General features: G+C 69.7%; 22 protein-coding genes and 1 pseudogene. 7 read left to right on the forward strand and 16 right to left on the reverse strand.

What is annotated here, in order from left to right:
* Nucleotides 1-51 precede the first annotated feature (51 nt).
* On the forward strand, nt 52-1,464 hold the full coding sequence (locus MOV08_RS38695; protein WP_275310806.1) for a DEAD/DEAH box helicase: 1,413 nt from the start codon (nt 52-54) through the stop codon (nt 1,462-1,464).
* Between the two features lie 147 nt (nt 1,465-1,611).
* Here the strand turns inward: MOV08_RS38695 and MOV08_RS38700 are convergent, their stop codons facing one another.
* The 7 genes from MOV08_RS38700 to MOV08_RS38730 all read right to left on the reverse strand — a co-directional run bounded on the left by MOV08_RS38700 (nt 1,612) and on the right by MOV08_RS38730 (nt 7,757).
* Nucleotides 1,612-2,175 carry a GNAT family N-acetyltransferase gene (locus MOV08_RS38700; protein ID WP_275312020.1) on the reverse strand — a complete coding sequence of 188 codons (564 nt, stop codon included), beginning with the start codon at nt 2,173-2,175 and terminating at the stop codon, nt 1,612-1,614.
* Nucleotides 2,176-2,393: 218 nt separating this feature from the next.
* Nucleotides 2,394-3,341 (reverse strand): twin-arginine translocase subunit TatC, encoded by a 948-nt coding sequence (gene tatC, locus MOV08_RS38705; protein ID WP_275310807.1) that lies wholly within the window; start codon nt 3,339-3,341, stop codon nt 2,394-2,396.
* A 152-nt stretch (nt 3,342-3,493) separates the two neighbouring features.
* Complete coding sequence (tatA, locus tag MOV08_RS38710; RefSeq protein WP_275310809.1) at nt 3,494-3,808, reverse strand: Sec-independent protein translocase subunit TatA; 315 nt, start codon at nt 3,806-3,808, stop codon at nt 3,494-3,496.
* Between the two features lie 582 nt (nt 3,809-4,390).
* The gene (locus MOV08_RS38715) at nt 4,391-4,807 is read right to left on the reverse strand and encodes a hypothetical protein (RefSeq protein WP_275310810.1); all 417 of its coding nucleotides are present in this window, start codon (nt 4,805-4,807) and stop codon (nt 4,391-4,393) included.
* A gap of 292 nt (nt 4,808-5,099) precedes the next feature.
* The gene (locus MOV08_RS38720) at nt 5,100-5,522 is read right to left on the reverse strand and encodes an ATP-binding protein (RefSeq protein WP_275310812.1); all 423 of its coding nucleotides are present in this window, start codon (nt 5,520-5,522) and stop codon (nt 5,100-5,102) included.
* 818 nt (nt 5,523-6,340) lie between these two features.
* Complete coding sequence (locus MOV08_RS38725) at nt 6,341-7,129, reverse strand: anti-sigma factor (RefSeq protein ID WP_275310813.1); 789 nt, start codon at nt 7,127-7,129, stop codon at nt 6,341-6,343.
* A 25-nt stretch (nt 7,130-7,154) separates the two neighbouring features.
* Nucleotides 7,155-7,757, reverse strand: coding sequence for a sigma-70 family RNA polymerase sigma factor (locus MOV08_RS38730; RefSeq protein WP_078876070.1), 603 nt, complete (start codon nt 7,755-7,757; stop codon nt 7,155-7,157).
* A 717-nt stretch (nt 7,758-8,474) separates the two neighbouring features.
* Between MOV08_RS38730 and MOV08_RS38735 the strand changes: the two genes are divergently transcribed.
* The 3 genes from MOV08_RS38735 (at nt 8,475) to MOV08_RS38745 (ending at nt 10,186) form a co-directional block, all read left to right on the forward strand.
* Nucleotides 8,475-8,717 (forward strand): cupredoxin domain-containing protein, encoded by a 243-nt coding sequence (locus MOV08_RS38735; protein WP_275310815.1) that lies wholly within the window; start codon nt 8,475-8,477, stop codon nt 8,715-8,717.
* Nucleotides 8,717-9,721, forward strand: coding sequence for a metallophosphoesterase family protein (locus MOV08_RS38740; RefSeq protein WP_275310817.1), 1,005 nt, complete (start codon nt 8,717-8,719; stop codon nt 9,719-9,721). Before MOV08_RS38735 ends, MOV08_RS38740 begins: the two co-directional genes overlap by 1 nt.
* 192 nt (nt 9,722-9,913) lie before the next feature.
* The gene (locus MOV08_RS38745) at nt 9,914-10,186 is read left to right on the forward strand and encodes a hypothetical protein (protein ID WP_275310819.1); all 273 of its coding nucleotides are present in this window, start codon (nt 9,914-9,916) and stop codon (nt 10,184-10,186) included.
* A 116-nt stretch (nt 10,187-10,302) separates the two neighbouring features.
* Here the strand turns inward: MOV08_RS38745 and MOV08_RS38750 are convergent, their stop codons facing one another.
* Nucleotides 10,303-10,905, reverse strand: coding sequence for a hypothetical protein (locus tag MOV08_RS38750; RefSeq protein ID WP_275310821.1), 603 nt, complete (start codon nt 10,903-10,905; stop codon nt 10,303-10,305).
* A 121-nt stretch (nt 10,906-11,026) separates the two neighbouring features.
* The gene (locus MOV08_RS38755; RefSeq protein ID WP_275310823.1) at nt 11,027-11,389 is read right to left on the reverse strand and encodes a hypothetical protein; all 363 of its coding nucleotides are present in this window, start codon (nt 11,387-11,389) and stop codon (nt 11,027-11,029) included.
* A gap of 507 nt (nt 11,390-11,896) precedes the next feature.
* Between MOV08_RS38755 and MOV08_RS38760 the strand changes: the two genes are divergently transcribed.
* Nucleotides 11,897-12,832: a nitroreductase/quinone reductase family protein gene (locus tag MOV08_RS38760; protein WP_275310825.1), complete on the forward strand. Its 936-nt coding sequence runs from the start codon at nt 11,897-11,899 to the stop codon at nt 12,830-12,832.
* Nucleotides 12,833-12,952: 120 nt separating this feature from the next.
* Here the strand turns inward: MOV08_RS38760 and MOV08_RS38765 are convergent, their stop codons facing one another.
* The 4 genes from MOV08_RS38765 to MOV08_RS38780 form a co-directional block, all read right to left on the reverse strand.
* The gene (locus MOV08_RS38765) at nt 12,953-13,726 is read right to left on the reverse strand and encodes a class I SAM-dependent methyltransferase (RefSeq protein ID WP_275310826.1); all 774 of its coding nucleotides are present in this window, start codon (nt 13,724-13,726) and stop codon (nt 12,953-12,955) included.
* A gap of 424 nt (nt 13,727-14,150) precedes the next feature.
* Nucleotides 14,151-14,969: a TSUP family transporter gene (locus tag MOV08_RS38770; protein WP_039638874.1), complete on the reverse strand. Its 819-nt coding sequence runs from the start codon at nt 14,967-14,969 to the stop codon at nt 14,151-14,153.
* Nucleotides 14,966-16,027: a threonine aldolase family protein gene (locus MOV08_RS38775; protein WP_275310828.1), complete on the reverse strand. Its 1,062-nt coding sequence runs from the start codon at nt 16,025-16,027 to the stop codon at nt 14,966-14,968. Before MOV08_RS38775 ends, MOV08_RS38770 begins: the two co-directional genes overlap by 4 nt.
* Nucleotides 16,028-16,821: 794 nt before the next feature.
* Nucleotides 16,822-17,481, reverse strand: a complete 660-nt coding sequence (locus MOV08_RS38780) for an MSMEG_1061 family FMN-dependent PPOX-type flavoprotein (protein ID WP_275310830.1) — start codon at nt 17,479-17,481, stop codon at nt 16,822-16,824.
* Nucleotides 17,482-17,564: 83 nt separating this feature from the next.
* Between MOV08_RS38780 and MOV08_RS38785 the strand changes: the two are divergent.
* Nucleotides 17,565-17,985, forward strand: a pseudogene (locus MOV08_RS38785) (IS5/IS1182 family transposase); the annotation flags it as partial.
* A 397-nt stretch (nt 17,986-18,382) separates the two neighbouring features.
* Nucleotides 18,383-19,285 carry an RNA repair domain-containing protein gene (locus tag MOV08_RS38790; protein ID WP_275312021.1) on the forward strand — a complete coding sequence of 301 codons (903 nt, stop codon included), beginning with the start codon at nt 18,383-18,385 and terminating at the stop codon, nt 19,283-19,285.
* A 214-nt stretch (nt 19,286-19,499) separates the two neighbouring features.
* On the opposite strand, the gene MOV08_RS38795 is transcribed toward MOV08_RS38790, so the two are convergent.
* The 3 genes from MOV08_RS38795 to MOV08_RS38805 form a co-directional block, all read right to left on the reverse strand.
* The gene (locus MOV08_RS38795; RefSeq protein WP_275310832.1) at nt 19,500-20,987 is read right to left on the reverse strand and encodes a CoA transferase; all 1,488 of its coding nucleotides are present in this window, start codon (nt 20,985-20,987) and stop codon (nt 19,500-19,502) included.
* Nucleotides 20,988-21,051: 64 nt separating this feature from the next.
* Entirely contained in the window at nt 21,052-22,038 is a 987-nt protein-coding gene (locus tag MOV08_RS38800; RefSeq protein WP_275310833.1) for a 3-hydroxyacyl-CoA dehydrogenase NAD-binding domain-containing protein, read from the reverse strand.
* 50 nt (nt 22,039-22,088) lie between these two features.
* Nucleotides 22,089-22,826 (reverse strand): acetoacetate decarboxylase, encoded by a 738-nt coding sequence (locus MOV08_RS38805; RefSeq protein WP_275310835.1) that lies wholly within the window; start codon nt 22,824-22,826, stop codon nt 22,089-22,091.
* Nucleotides 22,827-22,930 lie beyond the last annotated feature (104 nt).

Consider the following 22,930-nt stretch of genomic DNA (forward strand, 5'->3'; position numbering starts at 1 on the left):
CTCATTCCTGCCGGGCCTTCCTCGGTACGTTCCCCATGCGGAAGGCTCTTCATGAACCACCCGGACCGCCCCGGCACCTCGCACGGCGACCTCGCCCGGCCAGTGACCCTCGCCCCGACGGTGTCCCCGGTCGCCTTCGCCGACATGGAACTTCCGGCCGAGGTGCTGCGAACCCTCACCGAGCGCGGCGTGCGCGAGCCCTTCCCGATCCAGGCAGCCACGCTGCCCAACGCCCTCGCGGGACGCGACGTCCTGGGGCGCGGGCGCACGGGATCGGGCAAGACGCTCGCCTTCGGCCTGCCGCTGCTCGCGCGGACGGCCGGACGGCGCGCGGAGCCGAAGCAGCCCCTCGCCCTGATCCTGGTGCCCACCCGGGAGCTGGCCCAACAAGTAACCGATGCGCTCGCGCCGTATGCCGACGCGCTCCGGCTGAGGATGGCCACGGTCGTCGGCGGCATGTCGATCGGCCGGCAGGTCGCTGCGCTGCGCGACGGGGCCGAGGTCGTTGTCGCCACGCCCGGCCGTCTGCACGACCTCATCGAGCGCAGGGCCTGCCGCCTGGGACGAGTACGGATCACCGTCCTCGACGAGGCCGACCAGATGTGTGACATGGGCTTCCTGCCGCAGGTCACCGAGGTGCTCGACCAGGTGCACCACGACGGCCAGCGGATGCTGTTCTCGGCCACCCTGGATCGCGACGTCGACCAGTTGGTCCGCCGCTACCTCCACGACCCGGTCGTCCACTCGGTCGACCCGTCCGCGGGCGCGGTCACGACGATGGACCACCATGTGCTGGTCGTCCACGGCCCCGACCGGTACGCCGTCACCACGGAGATCGCCGCCCGCGACGGCCGCGTACTGCTGTTCCTGGACACCAAGCACGCCGTCGACCAGCTCACCCGGCATCTGCGGGCCAGCGGGGTGCACGCCGCGGCCCTGCACAGCGGCAAGTCCCAGCCGCAGCGCACACGGACCCTTGCACAGTTCAAGAACGGCCAGGTCACCGTCCTGGTGGCGACCAATGTCGCGGCCCGTGGTCTGCACGTCGACGACCTAGATCTCGTGGTGAACGTCGACCCGCCCACCGACCCCAAGGACTATGTGCACCGTGCGGGCCGCACTGCCCGGGCGGGAGAGTCCGGCAGCGTCGTCACACTGGTGCTCTCGGGCCAGCGCCGGGAGATGAGCCGGCTGATGGCCGAGGCCGGCATCGAGCCGACGATCACCAAGGTGCGCTCGGGCGAGGCGGAGCTGAGCCGGATCACCGGGGCCAAGGCTCCCTCCGGCACCCCGCTCGACGGCCGGTCCGTCGCACCCCGACCCAAGAACACCAACACCCCCTTCCGCGGCCTGGGCAGCAGCAAGGACGCCTCCCGGGGCACCGGCGGCAAGTCACGCAAGGCAAGCGAGGCCCGCAAACTCGCCGAGGCCCGCAAGGCGGCCCGGGTGCGGCGCGGCAACTGAGTGCGCGGACACGCACCAACTCATCAAGGGTGTCGTTGACGGTAGCCAACAGTTGGTGGCGGGCCTCGTGTTCAACCTGGTACGACTCTTGCCGTCCACTTACCGGTTCCGATGGTCGTGGATGCGGAAGGGCCGCCCGCATCGTGGCTACCGCTGCTCCCACTGCTCCTTGGTGATCTCGTACCGTACGCCGCCGTGCTCGGAGCCCTCGATCATCTCCATGTCGGAGGGAACAGGGATGGTGTTCGCGAGCGTCATTTCGAGCTTCTCCATGACGTTGCGCGAACCGCGGTTCACGGACATCGTCTCGGCCCAGACCATGCGCACACCGAGCTCCGTGAACGCCTTGCCCAGCAAGGCCCGTGAGACCTCGGTGGCATACCCCCTGCCCCAAGCCGCCTGCCGCAGCCGGTAGCCGAGTTCGACTTCGTCCAGCGGGCCCTCCGGCTCGGGGCGCAGGATGAACCAGCCGATGAACGCGCCGCCGTCCTTCTCGTGCGCGGCGAACAGTCCGAGGTCGCCACCCCACTTCTCGTAGCCGGCGAGGATCTTCGGCAGGTCGCGCTCGCGGACGAGCTCCGGCGCGGTCGGAGTGCCGCCGGTCAGGTAGCGCATCACCGCCGGGTCGCTGTCCAACTCGATCAGCAGGTCCGCGTCATCGGCAGTGAAGCGGCGCAGGGCCAGACGCTCGGTCTCCAGATAGGTGTCCACGAGTGGATCATGCATGAAGCACATCGGGCAGCCCAATGGTTTTCCTCGGCAGCCCGGGGCTTTGCCATGACACCGCAGGTTCCTCCCTGCCCCTCGTCGACGCTGGCCTGCAAGTCACCCGCCGGGACTCGTGCGCCGCGGCTCCGTCGGGGTCGCCGTCGTCGAGGCCCGCGTCGGCTGGCGCAGTCGGCCCCGACCCTGCTGAAGCACCCCTCAGGTCACGTCGTCTCGCCGTCGGCGTGGTCATCGTCGGCGTCCGGCTGCGCGGGTGGGACCTGGCCGGCGGACACCGGTTCCACTTCGCCGATGTTCTGCGGCGTGAGGTCGAGGTCGGAGATCTCGTCGTCGCCGGGACCCGCGGCCTCTCTTCGGGCCTTGCGCCGGTCATTGAGAAGCGAAAAGACAACGGCGGCGAAATAGAGCACCCAGATCGGCGCGGCCAGCGCCAGCATGGTCAGCGGGTCCGTGCTCGGCGTCGTCACAGCCGAGAAGACGGTGATCCCCATGATCATGCCGCGCCACCAGCCGAGCATCCGCCGGGCGGACAGCACTCCGGTGAGGTTCAGCATCACCAGCAGCAGCGGCATCTCGAAGGAGAGACCGAAGACGACCACCATGCGGGTGACGAGGTCGAGCAGATCGTCCAGCGGCAGCAGGTTGTCCACCCCGTGCGGCGTGAAGTCGATCAACACCCTTGCGGTCGTGGGCAGCACTTTGTAGGCGAAGAAGGCGCCGCCGAAGAACAGGGGGACGCCCACGCCGACGAACGCGTAGGCGTACTTCCGCTCGTGCTTGTGCAGGCCAGGGGCAACGAACGCCCACAGTTGGTACAGCCATACCGGCGAGGCCAGTACGACGCCAGCCATCAGGGACACCTTCAGCGCCAGGGTGAAGGGTGCGAGCAGACCGTTGATCGTGATCCGCGCGCAGGCGGTGTCCGTGGTCTGCTTGGCCAGATCGGCGAAGGACGCCGGGCAGCCGACCGAGTCCAGCACCGGCCTGGTGAAGAAGTTCACGATGCCCTTGTAGGAGAAGGCCGCGGCGATCGTGACGACCAGGATGGCGAGGACGGCCTTGGCGAGCCGGTTGCGGAGCTCACGGAGGTGCTCCGCGAGCGGCATCCGCCCCTCGGGATTCTGCTGCTTGTTGCGGGCTGACTGGGACACGCCAGTCCTCATCTCTTGCGGCAGACCGGAAACCACCGGCCCTGCGTCAGTACTTGATCGTCTCCGTCAGCCGGTGGGGTGCGAGCTCGCCACGGCGCCGGTTGCGACTGGTAGCGCGTTCAGGAGGCAGTTGGTCCAGGTCGGCACCACGCTCAGTCCCAGCGGCCGGTCGTGCCTTCCGTGGGCTCGGTGGGGGCGGTAGGGGCGGTGGGCTGGTTGGGCTCGGTGGGGGTGTCTCCGGGAGCGCCCGAGATCGTCCGCGGTCCCGGTCCCGGTGCGGGCCCGGGCTCAGGGCGTGGTTCGTTCGAGGCGTCGTCGTCCTTCATGGCCTTGGTCTCGCTCTTGAGGATCCGCATGGACTTGCCCAACGCCCGTGCGGTGTCGGGCAGTTTCTTCGAGCCGAAGACCAAGACCACCACCGCGACCAGGATCAGCAGGTGCCAGGGCTCCAGCGCATTGTGGAACATCGTCACACCACCCCTTCGAACGCGTCGGCCTTCATGTCTGCTTCGGTGATCCGTGCCGCTTGTTTCGGCGCGGTAGAGGTGGGAGGGTGAGCGGCTGCGGCGCAACGTGTCCTGCCGCCCCATGGCCGCCCCCATCGCTCTCCGGGCGGGCGCGTCCAGTGTGGTGGCCTGTCCGCCGGTACGGCGAAGAGTTCCCCCTCCGCGCCCTGGCCGCACTCGGCCGGCAACACGCCTACGGGGAGGGCCAGTTCGATGCCTGTGACCTGTATGGCCACCGGCGCCGACTGCCCGGCCCACGGAGTGTGCGGGGGCGTTGGGGTCCGGTGGAGGCCCAGCCGCTGCCTCTGGGAGCAACCACGTCCAGGCACCTGGAACAGCCGATGGCTCTTCGCGTTCGGCCACGGTGCGTCCATCGGCCTGCCCTGGTGCGACCGTTCCTGTCGCCGACTGGCGTGATGTGCACGTGTGGCTGTCGGGTGTGGAAGGCGAGGCGAGTGGAGTCGGCCGGCTGCTGCGGGGGCGTGCCGGGTGTCGATGTCGTTGCGGGACATGTCTCCTTCTTCCTGTCGGGTCGGGGTCGATTCAGATCCCGGGGCGCCCTGCGGCCGTCCAGGCGGCGTACTCCTGGCGGACGTAGAGCCGGCGGCTGGGGGCGAGCGTGATGGCTTCGGGGTGGTGCGGGCCGGCCACCAGGTCGGGATGGCGGCGGTCGTGCAGGACGAGTTGTTCGGCGGTTTCTGCGGCGGCTGCGACCGGCCCGGGGCGGGGGTCGTCCAGGGCCATCCGGTCCATGAGGGCGGCCTGGCGCAGCCGCCAGGCGCGTTCGGCGGCCGTCGCATCGACCGGAGGGCCGGTGACTGGCCTGGCTTGGCGGCCGTCGCGTTCGGCCCCGAGAGCGAGCACCTGGTGTATTTCGCGGCGCAGGTCCGGCGCATTCGCGTACGCCTCGTGCGGGGGCGGGGCGCTGATGACCTCGCCGCTGTTCGGGGTGATGTTCACGCTCGCACCTCCGCCGGTACGGGGCTGGCGCCGCAGCGTTGACACGGCACCGTGCCGTGGTGGTGGTTGTGGTCGGGCTCGCCTTGACCAAGGGCCGATGGGTGCGTCGTGGACCGCGTGGGCGCCTGGGCCGGGCTCGGGCGGCCGTCGATGGGGCACGGCTTGTGGGTCGCGAAGGCCCACCCGGCGGGTCGTCGGGTGACCCTGCACCGGATCCGCCCTCGGTGGCCCGTCGCTGTGCGGCAGTGCAGGCCCCGGCAGGGGGTCGCAGCTCGTGCGACGTCCGGCCCGGTCATGGCGAGCACCTCAGGCAGGCGCGGACTTCGCGGCCGCTGTGTGTCTGGTGGACCTCGGTGGACTGGGCGAGGTACTGGACGATGCCGGTGCCGCGGCCGTGTTCGTCGGGGGCGATGTCGGGGCGCCGGTGTTCCACGGTCGGCCCGGAGTCGGTGACGACGATGTGCAGAGTGCCGTGGTCGAGGACGAGCAGCAGGGTCATGCGTTCGCGGCCGTACTGCGCGGCGTTGGCGGCGAGTTCGTCGACGATGAGAACGGCGGAGTCCCGCTCGCCTGCGGGCACGCTCCAGGTCTCCAGCAGGTCGGCCGTGAAGTGACGAGCGGCGGAGACGTGCGCCTCCTGCGCAGGCAGGGTGAGCAGCGCCTGGTGGCGGCAGGGCCGGCCGAGCAGCGAACTCGTGCTGGGGGAATCGGTCACAAACATGGTCTTCTGGCTCTTCTGTGGATGTGCGGAGGCGGGAACGGGGAGACCGCCAACAACTTCGGGGCGGTCGGTAGGCGGGATCCTGGATGGCCGCGCTCACTGAGTTCCACGGGCGACGCATGTCGAAAGGTTCGAGGTATTCGCCCCTTTTATTCGACTTCTTGCGAGTCATGTCAGTGCCGGCGGCCTGGCTGGACCCACCCGTCTCTGTCAGAGATCCTCGTCCCCGGGCTGCACGGACCTTAGGCCGTGGCCCCGGAGGAAAAGGAGAGTTGAGGGCGCCGGCTGTTTGGTGAACCGCATACTGCCGCTCCCGCGGGGGAGGGGGAACGCCTCGGCCGGGCCGTCGCGGGCCGTCGTGACGACCCGGGCGGGGCCACCTGCCGCCTGGACGGGGAGTGTGCGCGCCGTCGGCGCCCTCACGCATCAAGTCGGCTGAGGGCTGGGCCGATTGCCGATTCGTTGGAGCCGGGGGGACGATGATCAGGGCCCGGAGACCGTCGGCGCGCTCATCCGCCGGGTGCCCTGGTCGGACGATCTCGTCGATCCCGGAGCAGTGCGGCGTGGTGGCATCGGTCGACGACAGTGATCACGGGCGTGCCTGTGCGGTCGATGTCACGAGCGCAAGCCTTCTCGGCGGCCGTCGGCTGGGCTTCCTCAGCGCACTCCTCCAGCCTGGTCCATCGCCTTGAGTCGGCTCGCTTCCGGCCGACCGGCCGGCACCCTCTCCGTCCGCGGTACGACTCTTCGGCGGCGACGTCCTCCTGGCCCCTCGTGTCGCCGTGCGCTCACACTCGACACCGGTGGTTGCGTCACGCCCGGATGGTGACCAGTTTCTGACCGTTGCCTGCGTGGATCTCGAAGTGTTCGATGGTGTCCGGGGACATGGCAACCGCTCCTGGGATCGTGGTGCCGGGAGGGTAGGTGCCTGCCCGCCAGCTGGCGACGTCCGTCCTGGTTCCGCCGGGTCCGATCGCCTGTAGCCGGCAGGTGATTCCGGCGGGTGCCCCCCTGGCGGAGACCTGCACGACACTGCCCCAGGCTGATGGCGAGACCTTCACCGAGGCGGTGACGCCGGTGGTGGGATCGCTTCCGGAGAAGGTACGCCAGGTGGCCGGCGCGGTCGGCCCAGGCGGCCTCGCCTGACTGCCTACGGTTCCGACAGCCGCCAGCCATGTGCCGCCGGCCGCTGCCGCGATGAGCGTCAGCGAGGCGGCAGCGCCGGCCAGTTGCAGACGCCAGGTCCTGCGGCGCCGGGACGCGGCCTGCTGGAGCAGTCTCTCCAGCACACCCCTCTCCGGCACCTGCGACACCGCGGGCGCGGCGGGTCGTTCGGGCAGGGGGCCCCGCGCGTCTTCGGCTGCCCGGGCCACCAGTCGGTCGGCCAGGTCGCCGTCGGCCGTCGGCGCCGTCTGGCCTGAGGCTTCGGCTTCGGTCACCGTCGCCAGCAGCGCGGACAATCCCGCCAGCCGGGTGTGCTCGGCCCGGCATTCGGCGCATTCCGCGAGGTGGACGCGTACCTGTTCCCTTTCCGCCGGGGGCAGCGTGCTCAGGACGTATCCCCCCAGCGCCAACCGGAGGGCGTCGTGCTCCGCACTCATGGTCGCCACCTCCTGCCCGCCGCGGTCATGGCTCGATCCCGCGTTCCTGCAGCGCCAGCCGCAGGGCGTGCAGGGCGTAGTACGTCCGCGACTTCACGGTGCCCAGCGGGATGCCCAACACCTGCGCGGCCTCCACCATGGTCCGGCCGCGGTAGTAGGTCTCCAGCAGGACGGCGCGGTGGTCCGGGGACAGCGACCGGACCGCGTCGGCGACCGCCCAGCTCTGCAGTGCCTGCTCGATCTCGTCCTCGCCGGATTTCTGCTCGACGGCTCGCTCCAGCGCCTCGCCGCCGGCCTCGGCCGGCCTGGCCTGCCTGGCCCGGTGGGCGTCGATGACCAGGCGCCGAGCGACCGTGCACAGCCATGCCCGGGCCGGGCCGCGTGCGGGGTCGAACGCGGCGGGATGCTGCCAGGCTCGCAGCATCGTCTCCTGCACCACATCCTCCGCCCATTGCCGATCTCCTGAGGTCAGTCGCAGCACGTAGTGGAACAGGGCTCCCGCGTGCTCCGCGTACAGAGTGCGCAGCAGATCCTCATCTGCGGTCGAAAGGGCCCCTTTACCAGAGACACGGTGCGCGGAGCGATCCGGATCGGTCCTTGGGCCACGTTTTCGGGGACTCCAGGGCATAAGTCGATCATCGCGCACATGTACTGCTTTGTCGTGTAACACACGGCATGGCGCCGGTGACGCTCCGCGAGCGCCGCGGGTGACACGTCCCTGTCGGGCCTTGCGACGCGACCGGGACCGAGCGCGCGGCTCCCGGGGGAGACCGGCTGAGTCGCGGCGGCATCCAGAGGTCGCACAAAAAGTGCATATCCATCGAACCGTGGGAACCCCGCCGTCCGTGGTGCCGGACAAGAGCCGACTTACGCGCAATTCCTCATCGACTCCCCAGAGCGCAAGGGATGGAGCAGAGGTGACCGAAAGCACCACGCGACGCACTCGCTCCTGGCGCCGGCCCCGCTCATCCCTGCGGTTGCGTGCGCCCGGCCGGCACAGTCCCCGTCTCCGCCTGATCAGTGAGGAACGGACACCATGTACCTGAACTTTCGCACAGCAGGCCGTCGATCACGGACTGCGGCCGGGCTGGCCGTTGCCGCCCTCGCCACTGCCGGCGCGCTGGGGCTTCTCAGTTCATGTGGCCAGCCGTCGCATTCTTCGTCCACCGGAGCCGGCGCCATCACACCCGGTCCGGGGCAGCGCCAGACGCCAGGCATGCCCGGAGCCACGGGGGCGGGGAACACGGCGGGCTCCGCTTCCAGCACCTCGCCGATGCCCGGCATGAGCATGCCCACGAGTCCCTCAAGCGCGGGCGCGCCGGCCGTACCGGTGACCGGGAACGCCGTGGCGATCAAGAACTTCGCATTCTCCCCGGCCACGCTGAAGGTCAAGGCGGGCACGACGGTGACCTGGACCAATCAGGACACCGACGCTCACACCGTCACCAGCGCCGGATCGGGCGGCCCGTTGCATTCGGCCGCCCTGGCCACCCACGCCACCTACAGCTACACGTTCACCAAACCCGGCACCTATACCTACCTCTGCACCATCCATCCATTCATGACCGGCACCGTGGAGGTGGCGTGATGAGCGACTACTACGACAGTGACGACGGGGCACCGGCAGGAGACGCCGGTCGGCGGCCGGAAACCGAACACGGTATGAATCGGCGTCAACTCCTGCGGCACGCAGGGTGGTTCGGCGGCGCGGTGGTGCTGACCGTGGCCAGCGGCGAGGTGATCAGCCACATCGCGGACTCCCGGGACAGCAACCTCGGGGCCGCCGCCGGGGCCGCGGCAGCCGGAAGCGGCGAGCTGCGGTTCGTACAGGTCTCCGACAGCCATATCGGATTCCATGGCCCGGCGAACCTGGACGTCGCCGGCTCATTCGGCGAAGCGATCAACAAGGTCAACTCGCTCGGATTCAGACCGGACTTCGTCATGCACAGCGGCGACCTGACCCACCTGTCCACGGCCGGACAGTTCGACCAGGTCAAGCAGCTGATGGCCGGAATGAAGACAGACCGCGTCTTCACCGTGCCGGGCGAGCACGACTCCATCGGCGATGCAGGCCGCGCCTACCGGCGGACCTTCGGCATGGGCACGCTGGGCGACGGCTGGTACAGCTTCGACACCCACGGCGTGCACTTCATCGCCCTGGTCAACACCCTGAGCCTGGAGAAGCTCGGCCACCTCGGCAACGAACAGATCGACTTCGTCCGCAAGGACATCGCCGGACTGTCGTCGGACACCCCCATCGTGGTCTTCAGCCACATCCCGCTGTTCGCCATGTACCCGCAGTGGGGCTGGAGCACCGACGACGCCCTCAAGGTCATCGCCCTGCTGCGCCGCTTCTCCTCCGTCACCTGTCTCAACGGACACGTCCATCAGCTGTTCACCAAGACAGACGGCAACATCACCTTCCACTCCGCCACCACCACCGCGTACCCCCTGCCCAAGCCGGGCCGCGCCCCTGCCCCCACCCCGCAGGTCGTCCCTGCCAGGCAGCTTAAAGACGCACTCGGCATCCGCAGTGTCGGCTACCGCCAAGGCGACCGTGAACTGGCCATCAAGGATCAGAGGCTGGCATGAACGCCCGAAGACTCCTCGCCCTCGCCCTGCTGGTCGGGACACCACCCCTGCTGCTGCGGGCCGCCGCGGCAGATGTCGCCCTCGGCGGCTTCACCGCTTCGCGCACCGTAGGCGTGTTCGGATTCACCGAGCACGGTCTGCAGCCCGAGCCACCAGCGGCCTGCCCTTCATCCCGGAACCGAGGAGTACCCCATGTACCTCGAACCGCGCCCAGGAATCGCCTGGCCGAGCTCGCACCTCCGCAAGCTGAGGGATGCCGTACGCGCCCTGCTCGGCCTGGATGACGACACCGCCGTCATCATCCGCCAACTCATCCGCGGCGAAGTCGGCCACCCACCGCTGGAAACCGTCGTCGAGGTGCTGCCCATGGACGGCGAGGCCCACCGCTGGACGCTCCATCGCCCCGCTGGGGAGATCACCGAGAACGAGCTACGGGCCGCCCTGCTCCACCGCCGACCGAGCTGACGCAGGTTCCCGTACGAGATCCGTACCGGTATCCCGTGGCGTGACCTGACGGAACACCATGGGCCGTAGGGGCTGCCGCCGTCGCGGCCCGACGGCGGCAGCCCTCCCCGCAGGTTTCAGCCCTTGCGGGGGTGGAAACCGCCGTCGGCGTCGCCGTGAGCCGTGCAGTCCGTGTTGCGGTAGCGGTCGACGAAGGTGCCGGTGAGGCCGGTGAACGCGTCGTACGTCTGGTCTAGGGGCAGGTCCTCACTCACCCTGAACCGCAGCTGCACGTGGACGGACTCGCGGGGCTTCAGCGTCTTCGGGCCGGGGATGGTGCCGCCGGCGTTTCCACCTGCCTGGCGCAGCGTCTTCCAGGCGCGCTGCGAGGTGTCCCAGTACTGCAGATCGCCGTACGGGCTCAGGTCGCGCTCGCCCTCGTTGTAGACGTAACTGCCCAGCTTGGCGCTGAGTTCGAACGACTTCAGCTCCTTCGCCGAGGCGTTGGTGAGCGTGGCGGTGTAGGTCGTCCAGTCAGTGCCGAGGGTGATCGACTTGGGTATGCCGAACGTGCGGCCCACGAAGGTGTTGTTGTGGTACTGCCCGTAGGCGGTGTCGAGGTCGTAGCACGTCGGGATCTCCGCGGCAGGGGCCGCCTGGGAGGCGGGCGCGGCGGCCACCGCCGTGGGGAGCAGGGCGGCCGTCGCGGCCGAGACCGACAGGGCGCGGCGCAGATTCATGAGGATCTCTTTCCCGGTTCTTCGGACCCTTGGAGCCTTTGTTTCCGGTGTCATTGACTTCTGAGGCGTGGATCCTTGGGTTGTCAGGTTCTTGGAGACTGGGCTCGGCCGTGCCACCCGACTAGCTCGGACCACCCGGCTCACCCGTCTTGGCGTCGCGGTACTCGGTCTCCAGCTCCCAGTACGGCCGGTCGACGTCTTCGGCGGAGGATACGAGCAGGAAGGGCTGGACCTCCGCGAGGGGCTTGCCGGTGGTGTTGGCGAGACTCATGGAGAACGGGGTCCAGGCGCCACCCGCAGTCAACTGGGACGGCAGCCCGTGGACGGCCACCTGCAACTGGTCGGACTCGAATGCGCAGGGCGTGCGGGGACCGGCCTCGGCCACCGGCTCCGTTGCGAACGCGGTGGCGGGCGCGGCCAGTACGGTGGCGGGCGCTAACACGGCAGCCGCCGCGGCGGCCGTCAGGGCGCGGCGTATCTTCATCCAGCAGACCTCTCGGATCTCAAGTGCCGCCCGGACGGCACAGGTTGACGTTCGTCACGTTCAGGCCGTGCATGGCGCATGGTGTGCATGAGTACGCATGCAGGCATGCGCATATGCGCACACCTGCGCCTTGTGTATGCATGACGACTCGCACTGCGAGAAGGTTGCATCCTCAAGGCGCTGAAGTGGCGTATGGGTGGTGTCTTCGCAAAGGCGCACGCTGGAAGGCGACTTGAGAATCGCCCGGCCGGGACTGGTGCCTGGCGGCTGGTCTTGCCTCCCTCTGATGATCGGCGTTACAGTCTCGGTGAGCCCCGTATGGGCCTACGTATGGAGGTAGTGGCTACTCAGCCAACACAGGGACCGGCACGTCCGTCTCTCGCAGTTTCGTCAACCCCTGAAGCGGGGGTTCGCTGCGCCCATTCCATTGCGTAGGCATGCGGGTTTTTCTGTGTTGTTTTCCTGTGCAGCCGCCCTCCTTTCCGGATGAAACCCGAAAGGAAGTGCATGAGCAAGGAACAGACCGAGACCAGCTGGTCCGGCTTCGACGTCAACGATTTCCAGCGGAGGATCATCGCCGAGTTCCGTGAGAACAACGGCAAGATGACCGGAATGTTCGAGGGCTGGTCGCTGACCGTGCTGACGACGATCGGCGCCAGGAGCGGACTGCCCCGTGAGACGCCCCTCGGCTACCTCGTCATCGACGGCAAGGGCGTTGTCATCGCGTCAGCGAACGGATCGGACCGGCATCCCGGCTGGTATTACAACGTTCGCAAGAACCCCATCGTGACGGTCGAGACCGGCGAGGAGACCTACCGGGCCATCGCCGCCATACCGCGGGGAGCCGAGCGCAACCGGCTCTTCGAGCGGGTGGTGGCCGAGGCGCCCGGGTACGGCGACTACCAGGCCAAGACCACCCGTGAGATCCCGGTCGTCGTGCTGCACCGGATCGAGCCCAAGCCTGGTGACGAGCGGGTGAAGGGCATGGGGGACTGGATCGTCGAGGTGCACGACTGGCTGCGCGGCGAGCTCAGGACGCTCCGCGACCAGGCGGACCGGCTGATCGACGGCACCGCGGAGACCATCGAGACGACCCCGCCGGACCTCGCACAGCAGATGCGCACCCACTGCCTCAGCTTCTGCGGAGCGCTGCGCCGACACCACACCGGCGAGGACATGGCCGTCTTTCCCTCGCTGGCCGCGCAGTTCCCCGCGCTCGCCCCGGCGCTCGCCCAGCTCAGCGAGCAACACCAGGTGGTGGCCCAGCTCCAGGACTCCATCCAGGCGCTCGTCGGGGGATTCGTGCCCGGCGAATCCGACCCCGTACGACTGCGCACCGAGCTCGAAGAGCTGGCCACCCGCCTGGAGTCCCACTTCGACTTCGAGGAGCAGACCGTGGTGACGGCACTGAACGCCACGGCCGAGGCGCCGCCGTTCGCCTGAGCCTGCCCGGCTGCGCCGACGTCACGGTGTGAGGTGGGTGCCGGGCCAGGGCGCGGTACAGAAGGGCAAGGTAGGCCGCTGCACCTTCGCCTGCCGGCGGTGGTCCCCCCTCTCAGTGGGTCACCCGGAAGCCACCCACACAGTCCAGTAATCCACCTCCCTGATGCCTGCCGCGCTTCGCAGGCGATTCGTCAAGTAGTCTGCCAACTCGATGAGTTGATCGTCGCTGAGTTCGTGCAAAATCGACCGGCCGGTACGCGCCAGCACGTCGTTCCGTACCTCGTCCGCCCCCGCGTACTCCCGTCGAAGCTCCGCCAGTGGCACACTGCGTACGTCCCCGAACCCGGCCGCCCGCATCGCCGCCTCGACCTCTGCGCCCGACGGTCGCCGCCTCCGCTCGACATCCACGAGGAAGGGGAACTTCTCGAAGAAGTACCCCCGCACATGCTCCGCCGAGCCGGGCTGCAGTACGTCGTCGACCGTCCGATCCTGTACGACGAGCCGGCCCCCGGGTGCCAGCACCCGCCGTGCCTCCCGGAAGCACGCGCCCAGGTCGTCGAGGTGGTGGATCAGTGCTCGCTGGAAGACGATGTCGGCACTGCTGTCCGGCAGCCCCGTGGCGTATGCCTCGCCCTGCCGGAAGGAGAGCCCTGGCCGCCGTCCGCAGTGTTCCCGCGCGGCCGAGAGCATGACGGCGGAGAAGTCGACCCCCGTCACCTCGGCCGCGCCCAGCTCCAGCCAGGCCGTGCAGTACACCCCGCCCCCGCAGCCGACATCCGCCACCCGTGCGTTGTCCGGAGATACCAAGCCCCGCATCACCCGTGCCCAGTCATCCCCGGCCGAGCGTCGGGTGTAGGTGAGCCGGTTGGCCGTGCTGTGAAAGTCCATCCCCATGACATCCCCTCCGTCTCTTCCCTCACCAATCTATCTTGATGTCGAGATAGTTGTCGGCGTTCCCCTCGTTTTCTCGCCGGGCGGCCACGGCGAAGGCTGTTCGGTCCTTGACGGGCCGGGCCGGGTGACAGCGGCCGGCGCTGCCGAGGGGGCGATTGCCGAGAGCGTGATTGCCGAGGGGACTGCCTGGTCCCGGAGCCCGGGCGACACGGCGCGGATCACCCAGGGCCTACGTATGGAGCGGACCGCCACCTCGTCGTGTCGGAGGCTTGCGGGATCGGCGCGGTCTCTGCCGCACCGTTTGCAACCTATCGGCCCTGGGCGCGGTCGGGTGCCTGTTCGGCGGCCTGGGCGAAGGTGCCTGGGCCGCGCCGACGGTTGGGGAGGCGATGGCGGTGCAGAGGGGGCTCCTCTGCACCGCGGCCTACGCCAGCGACAGCTTCCAGGTCACGCTGATCACCAGACCCGAGACGACCACCAGGAAGACTTTGCGTACGAAGGTGGAGCCGCGCTTCATGGCCAGGGAGGCGCCGAGGACGCCGCCCACGAGGTTGCACACGGCCATGGCTCCACCGAGGCCCCACAGCACCTTGCCGGCGGGGATGAAGAAGACCAGTGCCCCGAGGTTGGCGGCGATGTTGACGACCTTGGCCACGGCGGAGGCGCGCAGGAAGGCGTAGCCGATGACTCCGACGAGGAGGAACACCAGGAAGGAGCCGGTGCCTGGCGGGCCGAGGCCGTCCCAGAAGCCGATGGCCGCGCCGCCCACCGTCATGGCGATCAGTTCGCCGCGGCGTCCAAAGCGGCGGTCCTCGTCCACGCCGAACTCGGGTTTGCGCCAGGTGTACAGGCCCACGATCACCAGGGCACACAGCACCACGGTGTTCAGGACCGACTTGGGCAGGGCGGAGGCGACCGCCGCTCCGCCGACCGAGGCCGGGAAGGTCGTGGCTGCCATCTGCCCCACGGCCTTCCAGTCGAGGGGCGTCTTGCGGGCGAAGGTGACGGCTGCGGCGGAGGTGCCCACCAGGCCGACCATCTTGCTGGTGGCCAGCGAATGGACCACCGCCCCACCGGGGTTGACGAGGAGCATCGCCGGCAGCTGCAGCAGACCGCCGCCACCCACGATGGCGTCGACCGCGCCGGCGAGAAGGGCCGTCACGCACAGGAACAGCAGGGCGACGAGGGTGACACCACCGAATCCCGGCCAGTCGAGCGGCGCCCACAGGTCGGTGTACGTCATGGCTTCATGGCCGGGGAGGGCTGCCGGTCGGCCACCTGGTGCAGGCGCCGCACGGCGTCGCGTACGACGGCTTCGTCCACGCCGAGGCGCGCGACGATCCGGACCTGTGTGTCGGTCCAGCGGGCGACCTTCACGCCGGCTTCGGTAGCAGCTGAGACGAACTCGGCCGAGTTGAGGCCGGTGCCGGAGACATCCGCGATGACCATGTTGGTCTCGGGCTCGGGAGCGCTGAACGCCGGGCTTTCGACGAGGAGTTCGCGCAGCAGCCGGGCATGGGCGTGATCCTCGGCGAGCCGGTCGACGTTGTGTTCCAGGGCGTACAGCGCGGCGGCCGCCATGAAGCCGGACTGGTGCAGGCCGCCGCCGTACCACAGGCGGTAGACGCCGGCCCGCTCGATCAGTTCGGCCGGGCCGGCGAGGACGCTGCCGAAGGGTGCGCCGAGGGCCTTGGCGAAGGAGACCGCGACGGTGTCCACGGTGGCGGCGTACTCGGCGAGCGAGGCGCCGGTGGCGACGCTCGCGTTGGGCAGTCGGGCACCGTCCATGTGTGTCGGCAGGCCCTTGGCGAGCGAGGCTGCGCGCAGATCGGCCAGGTCCGAAACCGAAATCGCCCTGCCGCCGTAGTAGTTGACGGTGTTCTCGACCCACACCAGGGACGGGGCCGAGGTGAGCCGGGCACGTCGCTTGCGGTCCACGGCGGCGTCCAGGAGACGGGGCGTGAGGATGCCGTCCGGGCTGTCCACGGGGTTGAGCACCACGCCGGACAGATCGGCGGTGGCGGCGCTCTCGAAGAAGTTGATGTGGTACTTCGCGTCGGTGATGATTTCGCTGCCGCGGTCCGTGTGCACCCGGATGGCCAGTTGGTTGCTCAGGGTGCCGCTCGCGGTGAAGAGCGCTGCCTCTTTGCCGAGGAGTTCGGCGCAACGGCGCTCCAGGCGCTGGGTAGTGGGGTCTCCGCCGTAGAGGTCGTCGCCCACCTCGGCGTCCGCCATGAAGCGGCGCATCTGCGGAGTGATGGTGCTTAAGGTGTCGCTGCGCAGGTCGATTGGTGCCGGCACGGGTGGTTCCCCTCGTCGCTCGGTCCGGACGCGTGCGGAGGCGCCCGCGTCGTCAGCGGAGGACGCTAGCGATCAACTCCAAGAATGGAAAGCCCCTTTCGTATGGTGGACTCATTGGGTGCGGGGTGCGGGGTGCGGGGTGCGGGGTGCGGGGTGCGCTGTCGAGTGGGCGGGGCCCTGGGCTCAGGCGGCCCTTCGCCAGGAGTGGCACACAATGCAACGCCGTCGACACGCGCCTTCAATGGACGCAAGTGGTCGTGGGCCGTTGCCACTTGCTATGAGAGACGTGGCTGTGGCGTCCTCGCAATCGCCGCCGCAGTGGCACCGTCTCGCAGATTCGCCACCCGTCATGAGAAACGCACCCCCATCGAAGAGGAACTCAACGGTTCTCGCTCAGCCGAGGACGAGCGCTGACGAGTGCGTGTACGGCGGGTGGTGAGGCATCGATCCGGGCCGGGGCGGGAGGCCGGTTGGTCGGCGGTGGCGGTGGCGGTGCGTACGCTGCCGTGGCTGGGCTTCGTGCCGGATGTCGTGGCGTGGGTGCCGCGGGCGGCGGGGCGTAGGCGACCGCCGCCCCCGGCGGCCAAGGGCGGGAAGGTTGTGGCTGGCATCTGCCCCACGGCCTTCCCACCGAGGGGTGTCCTGCGGGCGTCCTGCGGGCGAAGGTGACAGCCATGAAGGAGGTGCCCACCAGGCAAACCAACCATCTTGCGGGCTGCCCCGCGATTGGCCTTGGGGCGTGCCGACCTGAAGGACTGGGCTGGCTGGTGGGTCAGTAACCGCAGGCCGGCCCGTTACTCGTACCGGTACTTGAGCGAGTCCGCCTCCGCCTGCTCGATGTCGGCGATCGTCAGCTCCGGCATCCGCAGTTGGGCCAGCGTCACCTCGGCCGAGGCCGGCTGGGCGTCCGCCGGCAGCCACTGCTCCGGCTTCCAGGCCGCGCTGCGCAGCAGCGACTTGGGGCAGTGCGGGTAGACCTCCTCGATCCCCAGCACCAGCGCACTGGCCGGCGGCTTGCCCACGGCGGTCAGCTGCGACAGCAGCTCCGGGCGGGTGGAGACGCAGGCCCGGCCGTTCACCCTGAGCGTCGTGGTGCGTCCGGGGATGACGAACAGCAGCCCGGCCCGTCCGGTGGCGACGACGTTCTGCAGGGTGTCCAGACGCTTGTTGCCGGTCGCGTCCGGTATCGCCACCGTCCGTGAGTCCAGGACGGAGACGAACCCGGCGGGGCCGCCGCGTGGAGAGACGTCACAGTTGCCCTCGGCGTCCGCGCTGGCGACCAGGACCAACGATGAGCATCCAATCAACTGCCGCGTCTGCTCGGTGAGTTCGGTCATCTGCTTCCGCACGGCCGCGTCGCTGGGGGCTGCGTAGGCCCGGCGCAGCGCCTCTTGGTCGGGCACGGCGTCGAGACGGAGCGAGTCGAAGGCACTGCTGGCAAGGGATGTCGTCATGCCTCCGACCCTAGTGGGCCGATCTGTGATCGGTCTTGCGTCATGGGCGGCGACTCCCGTCCCAACTCCGTGGCCCGCGCCAGATGGCCGCGTTGCGGCGCGAAGGGGCGGACGCGGTCCGCAAGGGTTGGCCGTGGAGCCGGACCGGGTCCCGTTGTTCGCCGCGTACTGGTGGAGGAATCTGGCGCTGCGTCAGCTCGTCCCATTGCTTGAGACCTCGAAGTCCGCAGTCGACCGGAGATCATCGATCACGTCGGGCCGTTGCTCGCGCTTGAGCCGCGCAAGCGGTCTTGCAAGGAGGCGGTGCTGATCGTGGGCCGGACCTTGGTGCTCACCTGCGACCACACGATGGCCAAGTAGTCGAAGCGCTACGGAATTCGACCAGTCGCCAGGTTGTCGTCGATGCCGACACCCGGCTGGTCGCCGTCGGTGCCCAGTAACCGCAACGACCGCAAGGCATGGGACCTCTCGGGAGCGCAGCTGCGCGCTGTCGGCAAGACCATGGCGACGCGCAGCTGCGCTTACGGGAGCCGAGCTGTCTGGAGTCTCGGCTGCCTGTCACTGCTGGAGAGACGGTGCCTGGCGCATCCCGCGTGGCGTGTGGGGCGCGCCCGGCCTGGTCGCGGTGGGTGGTTACGGTGCGATTGTCGTCTGCACGGGCTGGGTGAGCCGCTGGGTGCGTGGCCGATCGGTGACCCGCTCGGGTACCCCGGTGGCGGCCGACTCGACGAGGGCGTTGGCGCTGGCTCCCTCATCCGTCGATCAAGAACTCGCCTCGACGTACGCCGGCGTCATCACGCACCGCACCAGACGTGTCGCGGTACGGAGCGAAGTAGCTGTCAGGGGCAGGGGTGGCGGCTCCCGGGGAAGAGAATGGGGTGAAGGCGGGAGTGGGGGCGTGATGCGAACCAGCGACGAGATCTATCACCGGGTCTGCTGGGACCCACGGTTCGACCCGGCCCGGTTCGTGCTGGGGATCAGCCAGCGCAGGGATGCCGTCAAACGCATCCCGCTGCCTCTCTTCGTTCCCGGGGGCGACATCCCGTGGCACCGGGTGGTGTTCATCGAGGCGGACGGCGAGGTGGTCTGGGACCGGACCACAGGTGTGGACCGCGTCGACGCGTGGGGGGCCGGCCGGGTGCGGGCCCCGCAAGCGCACGTGAGTGTTGCCAGGGGCGAGCCTGTCGGCGCCCTCGATGTGCTCCCGACGGCCCGCACGGCGGTGGCCTGGATCCCGCCTGCGGAGCTGTGGCCGCCGATCCAGGACATCCGCCGGGAATACGATCCCCAGATCCACCGCTGGCCGCCGCATGTCAATGTGCTCTTCGGCTTCGTGCCGGAGTCCGACTTCGAGCGGGCGGCCCCGTTGCTCGCCGCGGCGACGGCCGAGGCACCGGTCTTCACCGCCCGGCTGAACGGGGTGCGCACCTTCCGACAGAGGGCGTACGTCACCGTGTGGCTCGACCCTACGGCCACCGGCAAGGCGCCGTGGGCACATCTGCACCGTGTACTGCAGCAGCGGTTCCCCCGCTGTCGTGCGCCCGGCAAGGACTTCACCCCACATCTGTCCCTGGGGCGGACCAGGGATCCGCGGCGAGTCACCGCCGACTGCGCCACCCGGCTCGACGCCATGACGGCGACGGTCTGGGAACTCGTCCTGCTCTCACGCAGGGGTGACGGGCCGATGAGACCACGGGCCACGGTCGCCCTGCGCTCGGGCGAGGTCCGCTGGCTGCCAGCGCCCGGCCCCGAAACGCCGGGCCCAGAGGACACCGCATGGCTCTCCGCGATCACCGACAGGTGAGGCGACAGCCAGGTGGGGCAAAGCGCCGCCGTGGCGAGGCGGTTTTGGCTTCCGCGCGGATACGACGCGGCCCCGCTCCTCGTCACCGTGTCTGTCCGTCTGCCCGTCTGCCCGTCTGCCCGTCCGTCCGTTCGTCCGTTCGCCCGTCCGCCCGCCCGAGGCCGAGTGGACGGACGGACAAACGGACGGACGGAGGCCCCTGCAAGGCGGTGTCTCAGCTCCGGGGCAGCCATTCAGGGCGGCAGGCGCCGCGCGGCAGGAGCACGTGACGGTACGCGCCCGGGGTGTCGGACATCCGCACCTGGTCGGTGATGCCCTGGTAGTGGCCGAGCGGGGTCTGGGCGGTGAAGATCTCCGGGTCGGGGTAGGCGTGGTCCCCGCCGGCGCCGGCGATCTCGGTGGCGTAGCCCTTGTCGAAGATGCCCATGCCGAGGATCCACAGGGCGACGCGGGACAGGGAGACGTGGACCCGGTAGCTGCCGCCGTCGACGGCGCGGCGGCGCAGGGCCTCCACGATGCCGGCGGCCAGGAACCACGAGACCAGGTAGTCGTTGACCACGGTGATCGGCGGCAGGGCGGGCTTGTCGCCGTCGCCCTCCAGGTGCAGCAGGCCGGTCAGCGCGCCCGCGGTCTGGTCGAAGCCGAGGTAGTCGGCCCACGGGCCACTGCGCCCGTTGAGCGAGACGGTCGCGTGGACGAGACCCGGCCGCCGGGCGATCGCCTCCTCCTCGGACAGGCCGATGGACTCCAGATAGCCGGGGCGGCGGTTGGCGAAGAAGACGTCGGCGCCCGCCTGGAGCGCGTGGACGCGGGCCAGACCTTCGGGGGTGTACGGGCTCACGGTGGCCGAACGCACGCCGACGTTCGCAGAGAGGTACGTGACGTCGTGCTCCAGCTCGTGCGGGCGCCACAGGTTGAGCACGTCGGCCCCGTGCAGGGCCAGGGCGCGGCCTGCACCCGCGCCCGCGATGATGTGGCCCATGCCCAGCGTGCGCACCCCGTCGAGCGGGGCCGTGGCGCCCTCGGGCAACGGCTCGGGGGCGCTGTCGCCGACGCGGGTGATCTCCACCAGCGGCATGCCGGCGAGGACGTCGGTGTACTGCCGCTCGGCCAGGATCTCGCTGGGCGTACGGACCATGGGCATCACGGCCCCGGCCTCGGCCCCGGCCGCCTCCAGCTCGCGGGCGTTCCACTTGGCGATGGCAGCGGCGACCGCTTCGGGCACCTCCGGTGCGCCCAGCAGCTTCTGGGCGGCGTTCTTGATGTTCGGGTAGATGTTGAACGGCATCATCCACCGGCCGTCGGCGGTCCGGTAAAAGGCGTTGGCGTAGGCCATGTTGGGGATGGACGGCGCGCCGCCGGGATAGCCGTTGAGCAGCTCCCACTTCTGCTCGTAGAACGGGCACAGCCGGTGCGGGCCGACCCGCAGGTCCATGTGGATGTCCTGGCCCCGGCCGGTCCGGTCCTGCCACAGCGCCGCGAGGGCGGCGGACTTGGCGACGAGGGCGATGCCTGAGGCGGCACCGAGGCGCAGCGTGCTGGGCACGACCGGGTCCGCGCCTTGGAAGGTGATCGTGCCGCCGGTGTCCTGCGGCTTCAGCCCGATGCCGGCCAGCACCTCCTTAGTCTCGGCGTGGACGTCGAAGGCGTCATCGGTCGCGGGGTTGGCGATCGCCTTGGTGATCTTGTCGGTGAGCGACATGGTGGTTCGTCTTCCTCGGTGTGAGGCGTTCGGTTGGGAGGTGCCAGGCGTGTGGCGTGTGGCGTCAGGTGCGGACGGCGGCGATGTCCGGCGCGGTGTCCGGGGTCTTGCCGAGCGCCCGCATCAGGGCGATCTGCGCGCGGTCGCGGCCTGCGGCGAGCTCGCCGACCGTCTCGTCCCCGAACGCCTCCTGCGCCTGCTCGGTCAGCACGGCAACGGTGGGTTCGTCGAAGGTGGGGTTACCGAGACCCGGCCAGGTCGCCTCCATGGCGCTGCCCAGGTGCTGGATGAAGTGCGGCAGGCCGCCGGGTCCGCCGCCGAGGTGGAAGGTGCGGAAGGGGCCCGCGACCGCCCAGCGCAGGCCGATGGAGTCGGTGACGATCTCGTCCAGCTCGGCCTCGGTCACCACGCCCTCGGCCACCAGGTGCACGCACTCGCGGAAGAGCGCGGACTGCAGGCGGTTGGCGACGAAGCCGGGGATCTCCTTGCGCAGGACCTGCGGCTTCTTACCGAGCGAGGCGTAGAAGCCGCGGGCCTGCAGCAGGGTCCGCGCGGAGGTCTTCGCGCCGGGCACGATCTCCACCAGCGGCACGAGGTGCGGTGGGTTGAACGGGTGGCCGACGACCAGCCGCTCCGGCTGCTCCATCGCCTCGGCTATCGCGGTGGCGGGGATGCCGGAGGTGGAGGTGGCCAGCAGCGCATGGGCGGGGGCGGCGTGCTCGACGGCCCTCCAGATCCTCTGCTTCACCTCCAGCCGCTCGGGGCCGTTCTCCTGCACGACGTCGGCGTCCGCGACCGCGGCGGCCAGGTCGGCCTCGAAGCGGAGGCGAGAGGTGAAGTCCTCGGTGGGGAGCCCGAGTTCGGACAGGGTCGGGGTGATCTCCGCGAGGCCCGCCAGGACCTGCTGCTCCGCGTCGGGGCGTGGGTCGTTGACGGTGACCTCAAGGCCGTGGGCGAGGAAGAGAGCCGCCCACGAGATCCCGATCACGCCGCCGCCGATGACCGTGGCGCGGCGGTACGCGGCGGGGGTGTCCGTGGTGGGTGCGTTCATGGTGCGTACACCGCTTTCTGTACTTCTCGAAAGGACTGCTCGGGGCGCCTTCAGTGGCTGAGGTAGTCGTGGACGACCTCGGCCGGGCTGAGGGTGAGGTCGGTGCGGATGTGGCTCGCGGAGACCACCTCCAGCACCGGCAGGTCGGCGAGCGGCGCCAGCGCGTGCGCGAAGAGCTCCAGGCGGGCCGGGCCGCGGAAGGCGCTCTTGACCGTGAGGTCGGTGATCTGCGTGCGGACCAGCTCGCAGATGCGCGGCCGCCCGTCGTAACCGGGCACCACCTTCACCATGTACGTGGGAACGCAGATCTCCGCGCGGGCCTCGTCCGGGTCCATCGGGTGGTGCTTGTAGCCCATGGTGGCGGTGGCCACCCGCAGCGAGCCGTAGTCCAGGGTGCCGACCAGGGTGTCGGAGTCGACGAAGAGCCGGGGCTTGCCCGCCTTCTTCGGGTACGCGCTCAGCTCCCGCCCGCTGGAGATCGCCGGCACGCTGTCGAGGTACATCGCCAGGTTGTACTCGCCGGGCTCGCCCCCGTACGCGACGGGGACGACCTGCCCTGCCTCCGTGTAGTCACCAAGACCCGTCACGTCGGGCATCCGCATGATCTCGAACCGCACCAGCGGTTCGGGAACGGAAAGGGGCTCGGGGACGACGCGTCGCAGGGCCTCGGGGTCGGTGCGGTAGGTGATGTTGAGGTACTCGCGGTCGGTGAACCGGTACCGGGTGGGGGCGAAAGCGGGTGCGTCCAGCGGGGTGGTGAACAGCCGGGCGACGTCGTGCGTGTGCATGAGTGGCCTCCTTGGAGACGCCTGTGCCGTGTGCCGGCGCTGAGCGGATCCTCCGCTCAGCGCCTGACATCACTCCACGCCACCGGCCCCATATCTGTCCAATA

Source organism: Streptomyces yunnanensis, assembly GCF_029011865.1.
GTDB lineage: Bacteria > Actinomycetota > Actinomycetes > Streptomycetales > Streptomycetaceae > Streptomyces > Streptomyces yunnanensis.